Raw genomic sequence first — 18,983 nt, forward strand, 5'->3', positions numbered from 1 at the left:
GTGGTCGGTGGGTGGTGGTCAGGCGGAGACGAGCTCGGGGCGGTGCTGTCCGCGGACCGCTGCCGGTCGCGGCAGGCCGAGGTTGTCGCGCAGGGTCGTGCCCTCGTACTCGTCGCGGAAGATCCCGCGACGGCGCAGCTCGGGCACGAGCCGTCGGGTCACGTCGTGCAGTCCCTGCGGGATCGACGACGGCAGCAGGACGAACCCGTCCGCCGCGTCCCCGTGGAACCACGACTCGAGCTCGTCGGCCACCTCGCCCACCGTCCCGACGACCTGCCGGTGGCCGCTCGAGCCGACCTCGAGCTCGATGAGGCGGCGCAGCGTCCAGCCCTCGTGCACCGCGAGGTCGCGGAACACCTGCGCGCGGGACTGGCGGATGTTGACCGTCGCCGGGTCGGGCAGCAGGTGCTCGGGCGGCACCTCGTCGAGCCCGACGCCCGACAGGTCCGCGCCGCCGAGCTGGCGCTGCAGCCGCAGGAGCCCCGCCGCCAGGTCGACGCGCCCGTCGAGCGCGCGCTTGGTCGCGACCGCCTCGTCGTGCGTGTCGCCGACGACGACGCTCGTGCCGGGCAGGACGAGCACGTGCTCCGGCTCCCGGCCGAGCGCCGCGACGCGCGACTTCACGTCCCGGTAGAACTCGCGGGCGCCGCGCAGCGACTGCTGCGCCGTGAAGATGACGTCGGCGTACCGGGTGCCGAGCTCCTTGCCGTCCTGCGACGACCCCGCCTGCACCAGCACGGGACGGCCCTGCGGCGTGCGCGGCAGGTTCAGCGGCCCGGCGACCGTGAAGTGCTCCCCCACGTGGTCGATCGGGTGCACGCGGTCCTGCTCCGCCCACACGCGCCGCTCGCGGTCGACGACGATCGCGTCGTCGTCCCAGCTGTCCCACAGCGCGGTGGCGACCTCGACGAACTCCGCGGCCCGCCCGTAGCGCCACGTGTGGTCCGGCAGCGGGCCGCCGCCGAAGTTCTCCTGGCCCGCCGACGAGGTGACGACGTTCCACGCCGCACGGCCGTCGGAGATGAGGTCGAGCGACGCGACCTGCCGGGCGAGGTTGTACGGGTGCGAGTACGTGGTCGACGCGGTCGCGATGAACCCGATGCGCTCGGTGAGCGCCGCGAGCGCCGAGAACAGCGTGAGCGGCTCGAGGTGCGCGTACGGGCGGTCGCCGATCTGCTTGCGGTCGAGCGTGACGCCGTCGGCGACGAACAGCGCGTGGAGCTTCGCCCGCTCCGCCTCGAGCGCGATGTCGCGTGCGAGGCCGAGCGAGAACGCCTCCTCGGCGCGCGAGTCCGGCCGGGTCCACGCGCCGCCGACGCCTCCGAGGATGAGGCTCAGGACGAGCTGGCCGCGGCTCATGCGCGCCCCACCTCCTGCGCGTAGAGGTAGCGCGACGGCCGCTGCTCCCACGTCACCGCGCGGGAGATCACCGCGGTGAACGGCGACGGGTACAGGAAGATCGTGTGCGCCTGCTCGCGGTACAGCGCGGTCGCCTGCCGCACGAGGTCGCCCTGCTCGTCGACGTCGGTCGACGCCTGGATCTGCTTGACGAGCGCGTCGAACTCCGGCGAGACCACGTCGCTCTGGATGTGGTCGGTCGTGAACGGGTCGAACAGCTGGTAGCCGCCCCGGTACTGCCCGCCCCACATGATGTAGACGAGGTCCGCGCCGGCCTGCGCGTCGCCGTACTGCCGCTCGATCCACGCGGGGAACGGCGTCTGCGTGATCGTGAGCTTCACGCCGACCTGCTCCCACTGCGACGCGATCGCCTGCGACGCGAGGTCCGCCGACACGTACGTGCCCGACGGGACGTCGACCTCGAGCTCGAAGCCGTCGGCGTAGCCCGCCTCGGCGAGCAGCGCGCGCGCCTTGTCGAGGTCGAACGGGTACGCCTCGAGGTCCGGGTTCTCCTCCTGGTAGGGCTCGAACAGCACCGACCCGGGCAGCGGCTCGACGGCCCCCTTGAAGAGTCCCTCGATGATCGTCTCCTTGTCGGTGGCGTAGTTGAGCGCCTGCCGCACGCGCTCGTCCGCGAGCGGCGTGCCCTTCTTCTCCTCGTTGACGGCGAGGACGAGCGGCTGCGGTCCGACGCCCAGCACCGTCTCGTAGACCGGCGAGTCGGCGAACTGGTCGAGGCTCAGCGGCTCGACGTTCAGCACGATGTCCGCCTCGTTCGCGGCGATCGCGGCCACGCGCTGGGCCTCGGACGCGAGGACCGTGTAGCGCACCTTCTCGAACGCCGGCTTCTCGCCCGCGTAGTGCGGGTTGAGCGAGAGCGTCACGCCGTTCTCGAGGTCGAGGTCGTCGACCTGGTACGGCCCGGTGCCGAGCGACTCGGTGTCGAGGTTGTGCGACTCGGCGAACGCCTTGTCGACGATGTACACGTTCCACAGCCGGCCGGGCAGGTCGAGCGCGGGCGCCAGCAGGTCGAACCGGACCGTGTCCTCGTCGACCGCCGTGACGGACTTCGTGTAGACGCGCAGCGGCGCGCCGAGCGTGCCCTCGTACTCCGGGTCGAGCAGTCGCTCGAAGTTCCACGCGATCGTCTGCGCGGTCAGCGGGGTGCCGTCGGAGAACACCGCGTCGGTGCGCACGGTGAACTCCCACTGCAGGTCGCTGACCTGCGTCCACTCGGTCGCGAGCGAGGGCGCGACCTCGTTGTCCGGCGTGATGCGCGTGAGCGCCTCGTACACCGAGCCCGCGACGGCGCCCTGGCTGTCGGGCGAGCCGCCCTTGTGCGGGTGGAGGTTCGTGAGCTGGCGGCTGAGCACGAGGCGCAGCGTGTCGCCGGCGGCGGGCGCCGCGGTGACGCCCGACGACGAGCCGGGGTCGGCGCTCGTCGACGACGCGCACGCCCCGAGGACGAGCAGCGCGGCGGTGGCCGCGGCGATGCCGGCGAGCCGTCGACGGGACGAGGACGTGGATCGGGACACGGAGGGGCTCCTGCGTTCGAGGGTGTCCGCCGGCACGGTCGGCCGGCGGCGGGTGGAGGTCGGCCTGGTCATGCGGTGCCCTGGCCGGGGACCGCGGCGACCAAGGCGCGGGTGTACGGGTGCTGCGGGTCGTCCAGCACGTCCCGGGTGCGGCCCTGCTCGACGATCCGCCCGGCGCGCAGCACCACGACGTCGTCGCACAGGAACCGCCCGACACCCAGGTCATGCGAGATGAACAGGTAGGTCAGGCCGCGCTCGGCGCGCAGCCGCTCGAGCAGGCGCAGGATGCGCGCCTGCACGGACAGGTCGAGGGCGGAGACGGGCTCGTCGGCGACGACGAGGCGCGGCCGGGTCGCGAGCGCCCGCGCGATGCCCACGCGCTGGCGCTGCCCGCCCGACAGCTCGCCGGGCAGCCGCTGCGCGAACGCGCGCGGCAGCTCGACCTCGTCGAGCAGGTCGGCGACCTGCCGCTCGGCCTCGCGGCGGCTCAGGCCGAGCGTGAGCTCGAGCGGCTCGCGCAGCGTCTGCGCGACCGTGAGACGTGGGTCGAGGGAGCCGTACGGGTCCTGGAACACGTACTGCACGTCGCGGCGCCACGCGCGCCGCTGCGCGCGGTCGAGCCGCGTCGCGTCGAGGCCGTCGTGCTCGACCGTGCCCGAGTCGGCGCGCTCGAGGCCGACGACGATGCGTGCGAGCGTCGTCTTGCCCGAGCCGGACTCCCCGACGAGGCCGAGCGCGGCGCCCTGCCGGATCGTGAGGTCGACGCCGTCGAGCGCGACGTGCCGTGTGCGGCCGTGGGCACCGCGCAGCGCGAACGCCCGGCGCAGGTCCCGCACGACGAGCTGCGGCGCGACCTCGTCGGCGGCGGGCGACGACGCGCGCGGCGTCACCCGGGCGCGCTCGAGACGACTGGGCACCGCGGCGAGCAGGCGCTGCGTGTACTCGTGCTGCGGCCGCTCGAGCACGTCGCGCGTCGGGCCGGACTCGACGACGACGCCCTGCGACATGACGTGCACGTGGTGCGTGCGGTCGGCGATCACGCCGATGTCGTGGCTGACGAGCAGCACGCCGAGCCCGTGCCGCTCGCGCAGGTCGTCCAGCAGGTCGAGCACCTGCGCCTGCACCGACACGTCGAGCGCGGTCGTCGGCTCGTCGGCGATGAGCAGGCGCGGCGAGCGCGCGAGCGCCATCGCGATGACGACGCGCTGGTTGAGCCCGCCGGACAGCTCGTGCGGGAAGGCGTGCGCGGTCTTGGCCACGTCGTCGATGCCGACGTCGCGCAGCAGCTGCGCGACCTGCTCGCGCGCCGCACGCCGCGGCGTGCCCGCGGGCAGCGCCTCCGCGACCTGGCGCCCGATGCGCAGGCGCGGGTTGAGCGCAGGCGTCGGGTTCTGGAACACGACGCCGACGTGCGCGGCGAGGTGGGCCCGCCGGTCCCGCGGCGCGAGCGCGCGCACGTCACGCCCGACGACGTCCACGCCGCCCGACCAGACCTCGACGCCGGCGGGCAGCAGGCCGGCCACCGCGAGCGCGGTGAGCGTCTTGCCCGAGCCGGACTCCCCGACGAGCCCGACGACCGACCCCGCGGGGACGTCGAGGGACACCCCGCGGACGATCGGCACGGGCTCGGAGTCCCGGCCCGCCGCGCCTCGTCGTGCCGCCGGCCGTTCCAGGCCCACGACGAGGTCGCGCACGGCGAGCGCGGCGGTGCCGGTCGGCCGGGCCTCGAGCGTGGCGAGCGACGGACGGTCGTGCAGGTCGACGCTCATCGGTCGACTCCCTTCGACGAGGCGCCGGTCCGGCCGGCGCCGAACCGCTCCGCGAGGCCGTCGCCCAGCAGCTGCAGGGCGACGATCGTGACGATGAGGGCGACGCCCGGGACGAGCGAGAGCCAGGGGGCGGTCGCGAGGCGCGCCTGCCCGGCCGAGACCATCTGGCCCCAGTCGGGCTGCGGCGGCTGCACCCCGAGCCCCAGGAACCCGAGGCTGGACTCGAGCAGCAGCACGGCCGAGGCGGACAGGGTCACCGCGACGAAGAACAGCGGCAGCACGCTCGGGACCACGTGGCGGCACGCGACCGCACCGCGGCCCGCGCCGGCCACGCGCGCGGCCTCGACGTACGGCTGCGCGACGACGGCACGCGCGTGCCCGCGGATCACCCGGAACGTCAGCACCCAGGCGCCCAGCACGAGCACGACGACGATCGGCACGAACGAGTTGCCGACGAACGACAGGATGACGATCGCGAGCACGATCGACGGCACCGCGAGCTGCACGTCCGCGAGCCGACCGCCGATCGCGTCGACCACGCCTCCGAACAGCGCGCCGGCCACGGCGAGGCCGAGGCCCAGCACGGACGCGACGAGGCTCGCGACCGCCGTCACCGCGAGCGCCGTGCGCCCGCCGTGCACGGTGCGTGCGAGCAGGTCCCGTCCGAGCTCGTCGGTGCCGAACCAGTGCTCGGCCGACGGCGCCTGCAGGATCGCCGTGAAGTCCTGCGCGTACGGGTCGGCCACCAGCAGCGGCCCGACGACCGTGGCGGCGACGACGAGGGCGAGCAGCGACGCGCCCACCCACGTGCCCACGCTGAGCCGCGCACGGCGCCGCGGCGCGGCCACCTCGCGGACGGAGGTGGACGTGGCGCCGTCGACGACGACGGCGGCGAGCTCGGCGGTCATGAGCGCAACCTCGGTTCGGCGATGGCGGCCAGGACGTCGACGAGCAGGTTGATCAGCACGAAGCCGACCGCGATGACCAGCACGCAGACGATGACCAGCGGGTAGTCGCGGTTCTGGACCGCGTTGATGGACAGCTGCCCGATGCCGGGCCAGCCGAAGATCGACTCGGTCACCACGGCTCCCCCGAGCAGCACGCCCGCCTGGATGCCGACGACCGAGAGCGTGGGGCCGAGCGAGTTGCCGAGCACGTGGCGACGCACGAGCACGTGGCGCGACAGACCCTTGGCCCGCGCGGTCCGCACGTGGTCGGCGCCGAGCGTGTCGAGCACCGCGGTGCGCAGCACGCGGGCGATCGCGGGGACGAACGCGACCGCGAGCGTGAGCGCCGGCAGCACGAGGCCCGCCGGGCCGGTCCCGCCGGTCGCGGGGAGCCAGCCGAGGTTCACCGCGAACACGAGCGTCACGAGGATGCCGAAGAAGAAGGTCGGGATCGCGTCGAGCCCGACGACGAACGACAGCGGGACGCGGCGCCAGAACGCCGAGCGTGCGGTCGCCGAGACGTACCCGATCGTCCCGCCGACCAGGATGCCGAGCGCGAGCCCCGCGAACCCGAGCTGCAGGCTCGCGGGCAGCCGCTCGAGCGCGATCCCGACCGGGTCCGCGCCGTAGCGCAGCGAGTCCGGGAAGTCACCGCGCACCGCGGCGCCGAGGAAGCTGACGTACTGCACCGCGACGGGCCGGTCGAAGCCGAGCTGCGCGGTGAGCCGCGCGGCCTCCTCGGGCGGGGCGTCGGGCGCGATGAGCAGCAGCGCGGGGTTGCCGGTCGAGTACAGCGCGAAGAAGACGAGCGTCGCGGCACCCCACACGGCGACCAGCCCCGTGAGGAGGCGGCCGCCCAGGTAACGCCAGCCGACGGGCGGACGCAGGCGGCGCGCGACCGCGGCGAGCCGCGGGCCGGTGCCGGACGCCGCGGGTACCGCGGGCGGTCGGGCGGTGAGGACGGACATGGGTGCTCCGGAGGTCTGGGGCGGACCGGGACGGCCGGTCGGGCAGGAGGGGACGCACGACGACCGCGAGGGCGGCCGGCGAGACGCGCAGGGCGCGACGACGACGCGGGCCGGGCGGCGCCACGAGGCGGCCCGGTCCGGGCGTGCGGGAGGGCGTCGACCACCGTGACGGTCGACGGCGGGCGCGCGGCCCGCGGCGGGGTGCGGCGTGTCGAGGGCGCGCGTGGGCGCCCGCGCTCAGGCGTCGCTCAGGTCAGCGACAGCACGCGACGGCGGGACAGCAGCGCATCGCGGTGAGGTGGTGGTGCTTCGACATGGCCGCCTCCGGCGGGAGGTCGTACGGGGTCCGGCGCCGAGACGACGCGGACGCGGTGCGCCCGGGGACACGTGCCCGGTCGCCCGGGTCGCGCCGCACCGCCAGCCGGGCCTGACGGCGGTGCGTGAAACCGCGAGGAACGTACGAGCGCGCCCGGCAAGGGTCAATGGTCCCCCTCGTACGTCCCACGATCCGAGACCCGCCGCCCGCGATCAGGGCCGACGCCGTGCGGTCAGCCGGGGGGTCAGCCGTGCGGACGGGTCAGGAGGCGACGCGGCGGCGGGTGAGCACGAGGTCGTCGCGGTGGACGAGCTCACGGTCGTAGCCCGCGCCGAGCTCGCGGCGCAGGTCGCGCGTCGATCGACCGAGCAGGCTCGGCACCTCGTCGGAGCCGAACGCCACGAGACCCCGCGCGACGACGCGCCCGTCCGGGGCGACGAGCTCGACCGGGTCCCCCGCCTCGAAGTCGCCCTCGACGGCGGTGACCCCCGCGGGCAGCAGCGACGTGCGCCGCTCGACGACGGCCTTGACCGCGCCCTCGTCGAGGACGAGCCGACCGCGGACGCGCGCGGCGTGCGCGAGCCACAGCAGACGGATCGACTTGCGCCGACCGGTCGCCGCGAACCACGTGCCGACGTCGTCGCCCGCGAGCGCCTGGGCGGCCTGCGCGGCTGAGGTCAGCACCACGGGGATGCCCGACGCGGTCGCGATCGCGACCGACTCGAGCTTGGTGACCATGCCGCCCGTGCCGACCGCCGAGCCGCGCCGCGACACGTCGATGCCCTCGAGGTCGCGCGCGCTGTCGACGCGCGAGATCCGCCGCGCTCCCGGCGAGGACGGTGCGGCCGTGTACAGGGCGTCCACGTCGGTGAGCAGCACGAGTGCGTCGGCGTGCACGAGGTGGGAGACGAGGGCCGCGAGGCGGTCGTTGTCGCCGAACCGGATCTCGTCGGTCGCGACCGCGTCGTTCTCGTTGATCACGGGGACGACACCGAGGTCGAGCAGGCGCGTCAGCGCGCGGTGCGCGTTGCGGTAGTGCACGCGCCTGACCGTGTCGTCGGCGGTGAGCAGCACCTGCCCGACGCGCAGGCCGAGGTCCGCGAACGCCTTCGTGTAGTGCGCGACGAGCAGCCCCTGCCCCACCGACGCGGCCGCCTGCTGCGTCGCGAGGTCCCGCGGGCGCGCCGCGAGGCCGAGCGGCCCGATCGCCGCGGCGATGGCACCCGACGAGACGAGCACGACCTGGCCGCCCGCGGCGCGACGCTTCGCGAGGACGTCGACCAGCGCCCGGAGCCGCTCGGGGTCGAGCCTTCCGTCCGGGCTCGTCAGGGACGACGAGCCGACCTTGACGACGACCCGCGAGGCCGTGGCGATCTCGGCGCGGTCGTGCAACGGAGGGGCGGTCACCTGGGCATTCTCCCGGTCAGTCGGCGTCGGGGTCGGTCCACACGCCGTGCTCACGCTCGGAGCGCAGCTCGGCACGCGCGGCCGCCTTCGCGTCCATGCGCTCCTTGAACTCGGCGCGCTTCTCGCCGCGCGTCGGACGCGAGTGGTCCTCGAGGCGCAGGTCCGTGCCGCGCGCGCCGAGCAGCTCGGCACCCGTGACCAGCGTCGGCTCCCAGTCGAACACCACGGAGTTCGTCTCCGGGCCGATGCGCACCTCGTCGCCGGCCACGGCACCGGCCGCGAACAGCCGCTCCTCGACGCCGAGCCGCGCGAGGCGGTCCGCGAGGTAGCCCACCGCCTCGTCGTTGTTGAAGTCGGTCTGGCGCACCCAGCGCTCGGGCTTCTCGCCGCGCACCTGGAACCAGACCTCGCCCCCGGCCTCGCGCCGCGTGACGGTGAAGCCCGCGTCGTCGACCGCACGCGGCCGCAGCACGACGCGCGTCGCCTCGGGCGCGGGCGCCTCGCGGCGCGCCGTCTCGACGATCTGCGCGAGCGCGAACGTCAGCGGGCGCAGCCCCTCGTGACTCGCGGTCGACACCTCGAACACGCGCAGGCCGCGCGCCTCGAGCTCGGGACGTACCAGCTCCGCGAGGTCGCGGGCCTCGGGGACGTCGATCTTGTTGAGCACGACGACGCGCGGACGCTCGGTCAGCGGCACGCGGCCGCCCTCGATCTCCAGGTCGCCGGCGTACGCCGCGAGCTCGGACTCGATGACGTCGAGGTCGGACAGCGGGTCGCGGCCCGGCTCGAGCGTCGCGCAGTCGAGCACGTGGACGAGCACGGCGCAGCGCTCGACGTGCCGCAGGAACTCCAGGCCCAGCCCGCGCCCCTCGGACGCACCCGGGATGAGCCCCGGGACGTCCGCGACCGTGTAGCGCGCGTCGCCCGCCTGCACGACGCCGAGGTTCGGCACGAGCGTCGTGAACGGGTAGTCGGCGATCTTCGGGCGCGCCGCGGAGATCGCGGCCACGAGGCTCGACTTGCCCGCCGACGGGTACCCGACGAGCGCGACGTCGGCGATCGTCTTGAGCTCGAGCACGACGTCGGCGCTCTCCCCCGGCTCGCCGAGCAGCGCGAAGCCGGGCGCCTTGCGGCGCGGCGACGCGAGGGCCGCGTTGCCCAGTCCGCCGCGGCCGCCGGACGCGACGACGTACTCGGCGCCGACGCCCACGAGGTCGGCGACGACCTCGCCGTCCGGGGTCTTGACGACCGTGCCGTCCGGGACACCGAGGACGAGGTCCTCACCGGTCGCACCCGCGCGGTGGTCCCCCATGCCCTGCGTGCCGGACGAGGCGCGCCGGTGCGGCAGGTGGTGGAACTCGAGCAGCGTGGTGACCTGCGGGTCGACCCGCAGGATCACCGAGCCGCCGTTTCCTCCGTTGCCGCCGTCGGGGCCGGCGAGCGGCTTGAACTTCTCGCGGTGGATGGAGGCGCAGCCGTGCCCGCCGTCACCACCGGTCGCGTGCAGCACCACGCGGTCGACGAACGTCGCCACGGCGGACCTCCTGGGATAGCGGGACTTCGATGGTCGAACGACGAAGGGGCGCACCGAGACGGTGCGCCCCTTCGTGACGAGTCGTGGAGAGGACTCAGGCCTCGGCAGCGACGATGTCGACGACCTTGCGGCCGCGGCGCGTGCCGAACTGCACCGCACCGGCAGCCAGCGCGAACAGCGTGTCGTCGCCACCGCGACCCACGTTGTTGCCGGGGTGGAAGTGGGTGCCGCGCTGGCGGACGATGATCTCGCCGGCCTTGACGACCTGGCCACCGAAGCGCTTCACGCCCAGGCGCTGGGCGTTCGAGTCGCGACCGTTGCGCGAGGAGCTCGCGCCCTTCTTGTGTGCCATGACGAACCTGCTCTCGGGTTGCTCAGAACTGTCGCTGCAGCCGCGGCGTGCCGCGGCGCGAGATCACTTGATGCCGGTGACCTTGAGGCGCGTGAGGGCCTGACGGTGGCCCTGGCGCTTGCGGTAGCCGGTCTTGTTCTTGTACTTGAGGATGTCGATCTTCGGGCCCTTCTCGTCCCGGACGACCTCCGCCGTGACCTTGACCTTCGCGAGCGCACCCGCGTCGGTGGTCACCTTCTCGCCGTCGACGAGCAGGAGTGCCGGCAGCTCGACCGTCGAACCCGCCTCGGCGGCGAGACGGTCGACGACGACGACGTCGCCGACGGCGACCTTCTCCTGGCGGCCGCCGGCCTTCACGATCGCGTACACCACGTTGCTGCTCATCTCTGCTCGTCGAACTGCTCGGTCCAAGGTGTCAGGTGCCTGCCAGCGCCCGCGCGCGTCCCACAGCGTCCGGTCAGGACCGGTCCGTCGGGGAGTCGCGTTCGCGCCGACCTCGTTCGTCGATCGGCGGCACACATGACCAGCGCGCACACGGCGCACCGTCGATCTAGGTTACGGACCCCGCGCCGCAGGGTCAAACCTGGTGAGCGCTGCCGCCGTCCGCGGGACGAACGTCACACCGCTCGGGCGGTGCTCCCGCGACGTCGCCGCGGGAGCACCCTCGCCGTCAGCCGGCGTCGTCCGCCGCGCCCTCGTCCTGCGACGCCTCGTCGGCGTCGAACGTCACGAAGACCGACGGGTCGACCGGGGTCAGCTCGAGCCGCTCCGCGGGGGCGTGCTCCTTGCGCAGCGACGAGAGCTCGGCGAGCACGTCGAGCTCGGGTCCGGAGGCCTTGTCGGGCTCCCCCGTCCCGCCCTCGGGCGCGTCGACGTCCACCGTCTCTGACGTCGCCGCGACGGACTCGACGACGGTGTCGACGACGAGCTCCGCCGCCGGCTCCGTGACCGGCTCGGCCGCGGGCTCCACCGGCGCGGCGGTGGCCTCGACGCCCGTCACGGCCGGCTCGGGCGCCGGGGCGTCCCCGAGGTGCTCGTGGTCGTGCTCATGGTCGTGCTCGTGGGCGTGCGCAGCCGCCGCGGCGATCGTCGCGAGCGTCGCCTTCACGGCCGAGCGCTCCTGCGGGAGCACCGGGACGCCGGCGTGCGCGGCCGCGGGGGCCGTCTCCTTCGCCCCGCCGCGCTTGCGACGCGAGCGCTTGGGCTCGTCGGTCGCGGCGGGCTGCGGCGCGCCAGCGTCGGGCCGCGGGTTCTTCTCGACCGGCTGGTCGTGCACGATGAAGCCGCGCCCGTGGCAGTGCTCGCACGTCTCCGAGAACGCCTCGACGAGCCCCTGGCCCACGCGCTTGCGCGTCATCTGGACGAGGCCGAGCGACGTCACCTCGGCGACCTGGTGCTTGGTGCGGTCCCGCCCGAGGCACTCGACGAGCCGGCGCAGCACGAGGTCACGGTTGGACTCGAGCACCATGTCGATGAAGTCGATGACGATGATGCCGCCGATGTCGCGCAGCCTCAGCTGCCGGACGATCTCCTCCGCGGCCTCGAGGTTGTTGCGCGTGACGGTCTCCTCGAGCGTGCCGCCCGAGCCGGTGAACTTGCCGGTGTTGACGTCGACGACCGTCATCGCCTCGGTGCGGTCGATCACGAGCGAGCCGCCCGAGGGCAGCCAGACCTTGCGGTCCATGCCCTTGGTGAGCTGCTCGTCGATACGGTGCGCCGAGAACACGTCACCCGTGCCCGTGTACTTGGAGACCTTCTGCGCGAGGTCGGGCGCGAGCTCGTCGATGTACGACGAGATGGTCGACCACGCGTCGTCGCCCTGGACGACGAGCGACGAGAAGTCGTCGTTGAAGATGTCGCGGACCACGCGGATCGCCATGTCCGGCTCGCCCTGCAGCAGCGCGGGCGCCGACGCGGTCCTCGACTTCTTCTCGATGGCCTCCCACTGCGACTGCAGGCGCGCGATGTCGGCACGCAGCTCGTCCTCGCTCGCGCCCTCGGCGGCGGTGCGCACGATCACGCCCGCGGAGTCCGGCACGACCTCGCGCAGGATCTTCTTGAGGCGGTTGCGCTCGGTGTCGGGGAGCTTGCGGCTGATGCCGGTCATGCCGCCGCCCGGCACGTAGACCAGGTAGCGGCCGGCGAGCGTGACCTGCGAGGTCAGGCGCGCACCCTTGTGGCCGATCGGGTCCTTGGTGACCTGCACGAGCACCGAGTCGCCGGACTTCAGCGCCTGCTCGATGCGGCGCGGCTGACCCTCGAGCCCGGCCGCGTCCCAGTTCACCTCGCCCGCGTAGAGCACGGCGTTGCGGCCCTTGCCGACGTCGACGAACGCGGCCTCCATGCTCGGCAGGACGTTCTGCACGCGGCCGAGGTACACGTTGCCGACCATCGACGCCTGCTGCTGGTTGGAGACGTAGTGCTCGACGAGCACGCCGTCCTCGAGCACGGCGATCTGCGTGCGGCCGTCCTTCTCGCGGACGATCATCGACCGCTCGACCGACTCGCGGCGCGCCAGGAACTCGGCCTCGGTGATGATCTGGCGGCGACGGCCGGCGTCGCGGCCCTCACGGCGACGCTGACGCTTCGCCTCGAGGCGCGTCGACCCGCGCAGCGCGGTCACCTCGTCGCCCCGGCGACGCGGCTCGGCGCCACCGTCGCCCTCGCCGGAGCGCGACCCGCGACGACGGCGGCGGCGGCGACGGCTCGAGCCGCCCTCGCCCTGCTCGTCGTCGCCCTCGTCACCCTCGGGCTCGTCGGCGGCCTCGGCGTCGCCGGACGCCTGCTCGGCGCCCTCGGCCTCGTCGTCACGGTCGGTGGTCTCGGACCGGCGGCGCCCACGGCCACCGCGGCGACGACGACGGCGCTGGGCCGAGGTCCCCTCGGCGGTCTCGTCCTCGGTCTCCTCCGACGACGTCGCGGCGTCGGCGTCCGCCGTCACGTCACCGGTCGCGTCCTCGACGTCGGCCGCGACGGGCTCGGCGGTCTCGTCGGACCCGGTCTTCTCCTCGGGCTTGTCCTGCCCGCCCTCGGCGCGCGCACCGCGACCGCGGCGGCCGCGACGACGACTCGGGCGCTCGCCCTGCGCGTCGTCGCCGGTCTCGCCCGCGACGCCCTCGACGGACTCGGCGAGGGCCGAGGCGTCGACATCGTCGGGAGCGGCCTCAGGAGCGGCCTCGGCCGCGTGGCGGGCCGCCTGCGAGATCTCCTCGGGTGACCCGGCGCTCGAGGTCGCACGACGACGCCGCGGCCGGGCCGCGGTGAGGTCGGGGGCCTGGAACAGCAGCGCGGTGGTCGCGAGGCGCGGAGCGAGCGGCGCGGCCGTCTCGGGTGCGCTCTCGGACGCGGGCTCGGCGGGTGCCTCGTCGGTCGCGGCGTCGGCGTCCTGCTCGGCCGCCTCCTCCTCGTCCTCCTCGGAGGTCTCCTCGACGACGGGCTCCGGGGCAGTGGTGGCGCGGCGCGAGCGCCGGCGAGCCGGCTTCTCCGCCGCTGCCGGCGTCTCGGCGTCCTCGACCGGGGCGTCGACCGGCGTCTCGGCGGGCGCGTCGACGAGCGCGGCGTCGACGGGGACGGGGGTGGCGACCGGGCGCGTCGCGGCACGGCGACGGCGGGCGGGCTTGGCCGGGGCCTCGGCAGAGGCGGCGTCCGAAGCCTCCGGCGCGGCCTTCTCCGGCGCGGCGGCCTCGGCGGTTCCCGGCGCGGCGGCGTCGGCGGTGTCCGGCGCCGCGACCTTCTTCGCGCGGGTGCGACGGGCCTTCGCGGGCTTGTCCGCTGCCGGCGTGTCTGCCGCGGCCTTCTCGTCGGACGGCTCGGCCGCGGCCTCGGCGGAGACCGCCTCGACGGGCGTGTCCGCGGCGGCGTCGCTCGCGACCACCTCGGGCGGAGCGGCGGGGCGCGACGCGCGACGACGACGCGGGCGCGTGGTCGTCGGCTCACCCCCGTCCACGCTCGGTGCTGCTGCTGCGTCCAGCTCGGGGGTGTTCTGGTCGGTCACGCGGAGCGCTCCTGGGTACCGCGAACCACCGTCCACACGTGTGGCGGTCCTCGGTCGGTCGGTCGTCGCCCACGCGGCGCGTGGCGACGGAAGTCGTCGGTCGCGGCCGCACTCCGGGCCGGCGCGCACCATCGCCTGCCTCGTCCGTCCGGGCCGGGTGGGCCTCTCGACGGTGCAGCGGCGGCTGGCGCGCGCAGCGCACTGGGTGCGAGCTCACGGGTCCGCCTCGCGGTGTGGACGCTCGTCGGACCGCGGTCAGTATCGCACAGCACACCCGTCGAGGCGCGCTCACGACGCCCCGGCGGTTCACGACAGGACGTCAGGTCCCGGGACCTTGGTCCCGGATGCGTGGACGGTGCCGTCCTAGCGTTCCGTGCAGGTGGGGTCACCCCCCGATCCCATGCCGCCCGCACGCCTTTCGGAGAACACGTGGACGCCCTCGACCTGGCCCGCTGGCAGTTCGGCATCACGACCGTCTACCACTTCATCTTCGTGCCGCTGACGATCGGCCTGTCGCCGCTCGTCGCGATCATGCAGACGATCTGGTACCGCACGGGCGACGAGCGCTGGCTGCGCCTGACCAAGTTCTTCGGCAAGCTCCTGCTGATCAACTTCGCGATCGGTGTCGCCACCGGGATCGTGCAGGAGTTCCAGTTCGGGATGGCCTGGAGCGAGTACTCGCGGTTCGTCGGCGACGTGTTCGGTGCGCCGCTCGCGATGGAGGCGCTCGCCGCGTTCTTCGTCGAGTCGACGTTCCTCGGCCTGTGGATCTTCGGGTGGGACCGCCTGCCGAAGAAGATCCACCTCGCGACGATCTGGGCGGTCGCGGTCGCGACGACGTTGTCGGCGTACTTCATCCTCGCGGCGAACTCGTGGATGCAGCACCCGGTCGGCATCACGTACAACTTCGAGACCGGCCGCGCCGAGATGAACGACATCGGCGCGGTGCTCACGAACCCGACCGTGCTCGCGGCGTTCCCGCACACGATCACCGCGGCGTGGGTGACCGCGGGCACGTTCGTCGCCGGCATCGCCGCCTGGTGGATGGTCAAGAAGGTCCGCTCGGGCGACGTCGCCACGGCGCGTGACGTCTACCGCCCCGCGGTGATCGTCGGGCTCGTCGCGATGCTGGTCGGCGGCGTCGGCGTCGCGGTCTCGGGCGACGCGCAGGCCAAGCTCATGTTCGAGCAGCAGCCCGCCAAGATGGCGGCGGCCGAGGGCCTGTGCGAGTCGACCGACGGCGCGTCGTTCTCGATCCTCGCGATCGGCGACCTCACGAACGACTGCGACGGCGTCAAGCACCTCATCGAGATCCCCGGCCTGACCTCGTTCCTCGCGACGAACGACTTCGACGCGCACATCCGCGGCGTCGACGAGCTGCAGGAGTACTACACGCAGTGGATCGGCGAGTGGGAGGCCGAGCACGGCGTCGTGTTCGACGAGGACACGGCGTTCTACCCGAACCTCGCGATCACCTACTGGTCGTTCCGCCTCATGATCGGGTTCGGCGCCGGCTCGGCGGCCCTCGCGCTCGGCGCGCTGTGGCTGCTGCGCAAGAAGGGCTCGGTCACGGACAAGAAGTGGTTCGGCACGCTCGGCGTCGCCGCGATCGCCACCCCGTTCCTGGCCTCCTCGTTCGGCTGGATCTTCACCGAGATGGGCCGCCAGCCGTGGGTCGTCGCGCCGAACCCCGACGCGTCGGGCGTCGACGGCGTCTGGCTGCTCACCGCGCGCGGCGTGTCCACCGTGACGAGCCCCGCGACGATCTGGATCTCCCTGATCGGCTTCACGCTGCTGTACGGCGTGCTCGCGGTCGTCTGGTACCGCCTCATGCACCGCTACGCGGTCGAGGGCGTCGCCGCGAGCGAGAAGGACCCGAGCCCCGAGGCGCGCGCCGGGTCCGACGACGACACCACGACCCTGTCCTTCGCCTACTGAGCCGCGAGACGGAGACATCATCATGGAGCTGACGACCGTCTGGTTCGTCCTGATCGCGGTCCTGTGGACCGGCTACCTCGTGCTCGAGGGGTTCGACTTCGGCGTCGGGATGCTGCTCGGCATCCTGCCCAAGAAGAACGACCGCGAGCGCGAGCGCCGCGTCATGATCAACACCATCGGCCCCGTGTGGGACGGCAACGAGGTGTGGCTGCTCACCGCCGGCGGTGCGACGTTCGCGGCGTTCCCCGAGTGGTACGCGACCCTGTTCAGCGGGTTCTACCTGCCGCTGTTCCTCATCCTGCTCGCGCTCATCGTGCGCGTGGTCGCGTTCGAGTGGCGCGGCAAGATCGACGACGACCGCTGGCGGGCCTGGGCGGACCGCGCGCTGATCGTCGGGTCCTGGCTGCCGGCCGTGCTGTGGGGCGTGGCGTTCGCGAACATCGTGCGCGGCGTCGAGCTCGACGCCGACCACCAGTACGTGGGCGGGTTCTTCGCGCTGCTCAACCCGTTCGCGCTGCTCGGCGGCGTGGTGACCGCGCTGATCTTCCTCACGCACGGCGCGATCTTCCTGGCGTTGAAGTCCGACGGCGACATCCGCACGCGGGCGGGCGCGTTCGCCGCGCGCTCGTCGGTCGCGACGCTCGTCGCGGCGGGCGTGTGGGCCGTGTGGCTGCAGCTGTCCTACTCCGACGAGGGCTGGACGTGGGCCGCGGTCGCGGTCGCCGCCGTCGCGCTCGTGCTCGTCGTGCTCGCGACCCAGGCCCGGCGCGAGGGCCAGGCCTTCGCGGCGTCGGCGGTCGCGATCGTCGCGGCCGTCGTGCTGATCTTCGGCTCGCTGTTCCCCGACGTCATGCCCGCGTTCGACCCCGCGAACTCGCTCACGGTGACGAACGCGGCCTCGACGAGCTACACGCTCACCGTCATGACCTGGGTCGCGGTGATCCTCACGCCGCTCGTCCTGCTCTACCAGGGGTGGACGTACTGGGTGTTCCGCAAGCGCCTGACGACCGAGCACCTGCCCGCACCCGCCGGGCTGCGGTTCGAGCGCCCGGTCGAGGCGGGTGCCGGACGAGGCTCGGGTCAGGCTGCCGGTCAGGAGGACTCCGCGGGATCAGGCACGATCGACGGGTGAAGCCGCTCGACCCGCGCCTGCTGCGCCACGCCCGCGCAGCGCGGTGGTACGTCGCCCTGACCGTCGCGCTCGGCCTCGTGACGGCCGCCCTGGTGGTCGCGCAGGCGCTGCTGCTGGCGCATGTGCTGGGCCGGGCCGTGACCGACGGCGTGGGCCTCGGGGCGGGCGCGTGGGACGCGCTCGCCCCGCTCGTCGGCTGGCTCGTGCTGGTCGTCGCCGCTCGGGTGCTGACCACGGTCGTGCAGGAGCGGTACGCGCACCGCGCCGCGGCGCGCGCGGTGGCCGAGCTGCGCGAGCGCGTCGTCGCGCACGCCACGGCGCTCGGCCCGCGTCGCCTCGGCGACGGCCGCGCGCCGGAGGTGGTGGCGCTCGCGACGCGCGGGCTCGACGACCTCGAGCCGTACTTCGTGCGGTACCTGCCGGCGCTCGTGCTCGCGGCGACCGTCACCCCCGCGACGCTGCTCGTCGTGCTCGGCCTCGAGTGGGTCTCGGCGGCGATCCTCGCCGCGGTGCTCCCCCTCGTCCCGCTGTTCATGTGGCTCGTGGGCGTGCTCACGCAGGGCCGCTCGGAGCGCGGCCTCGCGGCGATGCAGCGGCTCTCCGCGCAGGTGCTCGACCTCGTCGCGGGCCTCTCGACGCTGCGCGCGCTGGGCCGCGAGCGCGGTCCGGGGGCGCGCGTGCAGGCGCTCGGCGACGCGCACCGCCGGGCGACGATGGGCACGCTGCGGATCGCGTTCCTGTCCGGGATGGTGCTCGAGCTGCTCGCGACGCTGTCGGTCGCGCTCGTCGCGGTCGGGATCGGGCTGCGGCTCGTGAACGGCCACCTGGACCTGGTGACGGGCCTCGCCGTGCTCGTGCTGGCGCCCGAGGTGCTCGCGCCGCTGCGGGCCGTCGGCGCGCAGTTCCACGCCTCGACGGACGGCGTCGCGGCCGCCGAGGCCGCGTTCACGCTCCTCGAGGAGCCGCTGCCCGTCGCCTCCGCCGCGACCCGTCCCGCGCCCGACCTGCGCCGCACGCCCGTGCGGCTCGAGCACGTCACGGTCCGCACCGCCCGCGGCGCGACGCCCGACGACCTGAGCGTCGTCCTGACGCCCGGGCGCGTGACCGCGCTCGCGGGCCCGCCCGGGTCCGGCAAGTCCACCGCGGTCGAGGTCCTGCTGGGTCTCCTGACGCCCGACGAGGGGCGCGTGGTGATCGGCGACGACGACGCCGTCGTCGTGGCCGCCGGCGCGCCCGGGACGGTCGACCTCACCGACTTCCGGCGCCAGGTCTCGTGGCTCCCCCAGCGCCCCGTGCTGGAGCCGGGGACGCTCGCGCAGGTCGTGGGTGGCGACGACGAGCAGCGCGCCGCGGCCGCCGCGGTCACCGGGCTCGACGCCGTGGTCGAGCAGCTGCCCGAGGGCTGGGCGACGCGCGTGGGCCGCGGCGGGCACGGCCTGTCCGTCGGGCAGGCGCAGCGCGTCGCGCTGACGCGCGCGCTCGTCGTGACCGCGCCGCTCGTCGTGCTCGACGAGCCGACCGCGCACCTCGACGAAGCGAGCGAGCGCGTGGTGCTGCGCACGGTCGCGGCGCTGCGCGACGCGGGACGCACGGTGCTGCTCGTCGCGCACCGCCCCGCGCTGCTCGCGTGCGCGGACGACGTCGTGACGCTCGCGGCCGAGCCGGTGGCGTCGTGACGGCCCCGACGAGCACC

General features: G+C 74.2%; 13 protein-coding genes. 3 read left to right on the plus strand and 10 right to left on the minus strand.

Going from position 1 to position 18,983, the window contains the following annotated elements; all coding sequences use genetic code 11:
• Positions 1-18 precede the first annotated feature (18 nt).
• From F1D97_RS14270 to F1D97_RS14315, 10 genes are all read right to left on the minus strand, one after another.
• On the minus strand, positions 19-1,359 hold the full coding sequence (locus tag F1D97_RS14270; RefSeq protein WP_236121177.1) for an LLM class flavin-dependent oxidoreductase: 1,341 nt from the start codon (positions 1,357-1,359) through the stop codon (positions 19-21).
• Positions 1,356-2,933, minus strand: a complete 1,578-nt coding sequence (locus F1D97_RS14275; RefSeq protein ID WP_236121178.1) for an ABC transporter substrate-binding protein — start codon at positions 2,931-2,933, stop codon at positions 1,356-1,358. The genes F1D97_RS14270 and F1D97_RS14275 overlap by 4 nt, the downstream gene beginning before the upstream one ends.
• A gap of 68 nt (positions 2,934-3,001) precedes the next feature.
• Positions 3,002-4,702 carry a dipeptide ABC transporter ATP-binding protein gene (locus F1D97_RS14280; RefSeq protein WP_236121179.1) on the minus strand — a complete coding sequence of 567 codons (1,701 nt, stop codon included), beginning with the start codon at positions 4,700-4,702 and terminating at the stop codon, positions 3,002-3,004.
• Positions 4,699-5,610 carry an ABC transporter permease gene (locus tag F1D97_RS14285; RefSeq protein WP_236121180.1) on the minus strand — a complete coding sequence of 304 codons (912 nt, stop codon included), beginning with the start codon at positions 5,608-5,610 and terminating at the stop codon, positions 4,699-4,701. Before F1D97_RS14285 ends, F1D97_RS14280 begins: the two co-directional genes overlap by 4 nt.
• The gene (locus F1D97_RS14290; protein ID WP_236121181.1) at positions 5,607-6,617 is read right to left on the minus strand and encodes an ABC transporter permease; all 1,011 of its coding nucleotides are present in this window, start codon (positions 6,615-6,617) and stop codon (positions 5,607-5,609) included. Before F1D97_RS14290 ends, F1D97_RS14285 begins: the two co-directional genes overlap by 4 nt.
• Positions 6,618-7,194: 577 nt before the next feature.
• On the minus strand, positions 7,195-8,340 hold the full coding sequence (gene proB / locus F1D97_RS14295; protein ID WP_236121182.1) for a glutamate 5-kinase: 1,146 nt from the start codon (positions 8,338-8,340) through the stop codon (positions 7,195-7,197).
• A 16-nt stretch (positions 8,341-8,356) separates the two neighbouring features.
• Entirely contained in the window at positions 8,357-9,874 is a 1,518-nt protein-coding gene (gene obgE, locus F1D97_RS14300; RefSeq protein WP_236121183.1) for a GTPase ObgE, read from the minus strand.
• Between the two features lie 94 nt (positions 9,875-9,968).
• The gene (gene rpmA / locus F1D97_RS14305) at positions 9,969-10,226 is read right to left on the minus strand and encodes a 50S ribosomal protein L27 (protein ID WP_094180429.1); all 258 of its coding nucleotides are present in this window, start codon (positions 10,224-10,226) and stop codon (positions 9,969-9,971) included.
• A 63-nt stretch (positions 10,227-10,289) separates the two neighbouring features.
• Positions 10,290-10,598: a 50S ribosomal protein L21 gene (rplU, locus tag F1D97_RS14310; protein WP_174773827.1), complete on the minus strand. Its 309-nt coding sequence runs from the start codon at positions 10,596-10,598 to the stop codon at positions 10,290-10,292.
• A 298-nt stretch (positions 10,599-10,896) separates the two neighbouring features.
• The gene (locus tag F1D97_RS14315) at positions 10,897-14,220 is read right to left on the minus strand and encodes an Rne/Rng family ribonuclease (protein WP_236121184.1); all 3,324 of its coding nucleotides are present in this window, start codon (positions 14,218-14,220) and stop codon (positions 10,897-10,899) included.
• A 429-nt stretch (positions 14,221-14,649) separates the two neighbouring features.
• Between F1D97_RS14315 and F1D97_RS14320 the strand changes: the two genes are divergently transcribed.
• Genes F1D97_RS14320 through cydD form a run of 3 tightly spaced genes read left to right on the plus strand, consistent with a single transcriptional unit; the run spans position 14,650 to position 18,966 of the window.
• Positions 14,650-16,158: a cytochrome ubiquinol oxidase subunit I gene (locus F1D97_RS14320; RefSeq protein ID WP_236121185.1), complete on the plus strand. Its 1,509-nt coding sequence runs from the start codon at positions 14,650-14,652 to the stop codon at positions 16,156-16,158.
• Between the two features lie 22 nt (positions 16,159-16,180).
• Complete coding sequence (cydB, locus tag F1D97_RS14325) at positions 16,181-17,290, plus strand: cytochrome d ubiquinol oxidase subunit II (protein WP_236121186.1); 1,110 nt, start codon at positions 16,181-16,183, stop codon at positions 17,288-17,290.
• Entirely contained in the window at positions 17,287-18,966 is a 1,680-nt protein-coding gene (cydD, locus tag F1D97_RS14330; RefSeq protein WP_236121187.1) for a thiol reductant ABC exporter subunit CydD, read from the plus strand. Before cydB ends, cydD begins: the two co-directional genes overlap by 4 nt.
• Positions 18,967-18,983: the final 17 nt, after the last annotated feature.

The organism is Cellulomonas palmilytica (genome assembly GCF_021590045.1).
GTDB classification, from domain to species: domain Bacteria; phylum Actinomycetota; class Actinomycetes; order Actinomycetales; family Cellulomonadaceae; genus Cellulomonas; species Cellulomonas palmilytica.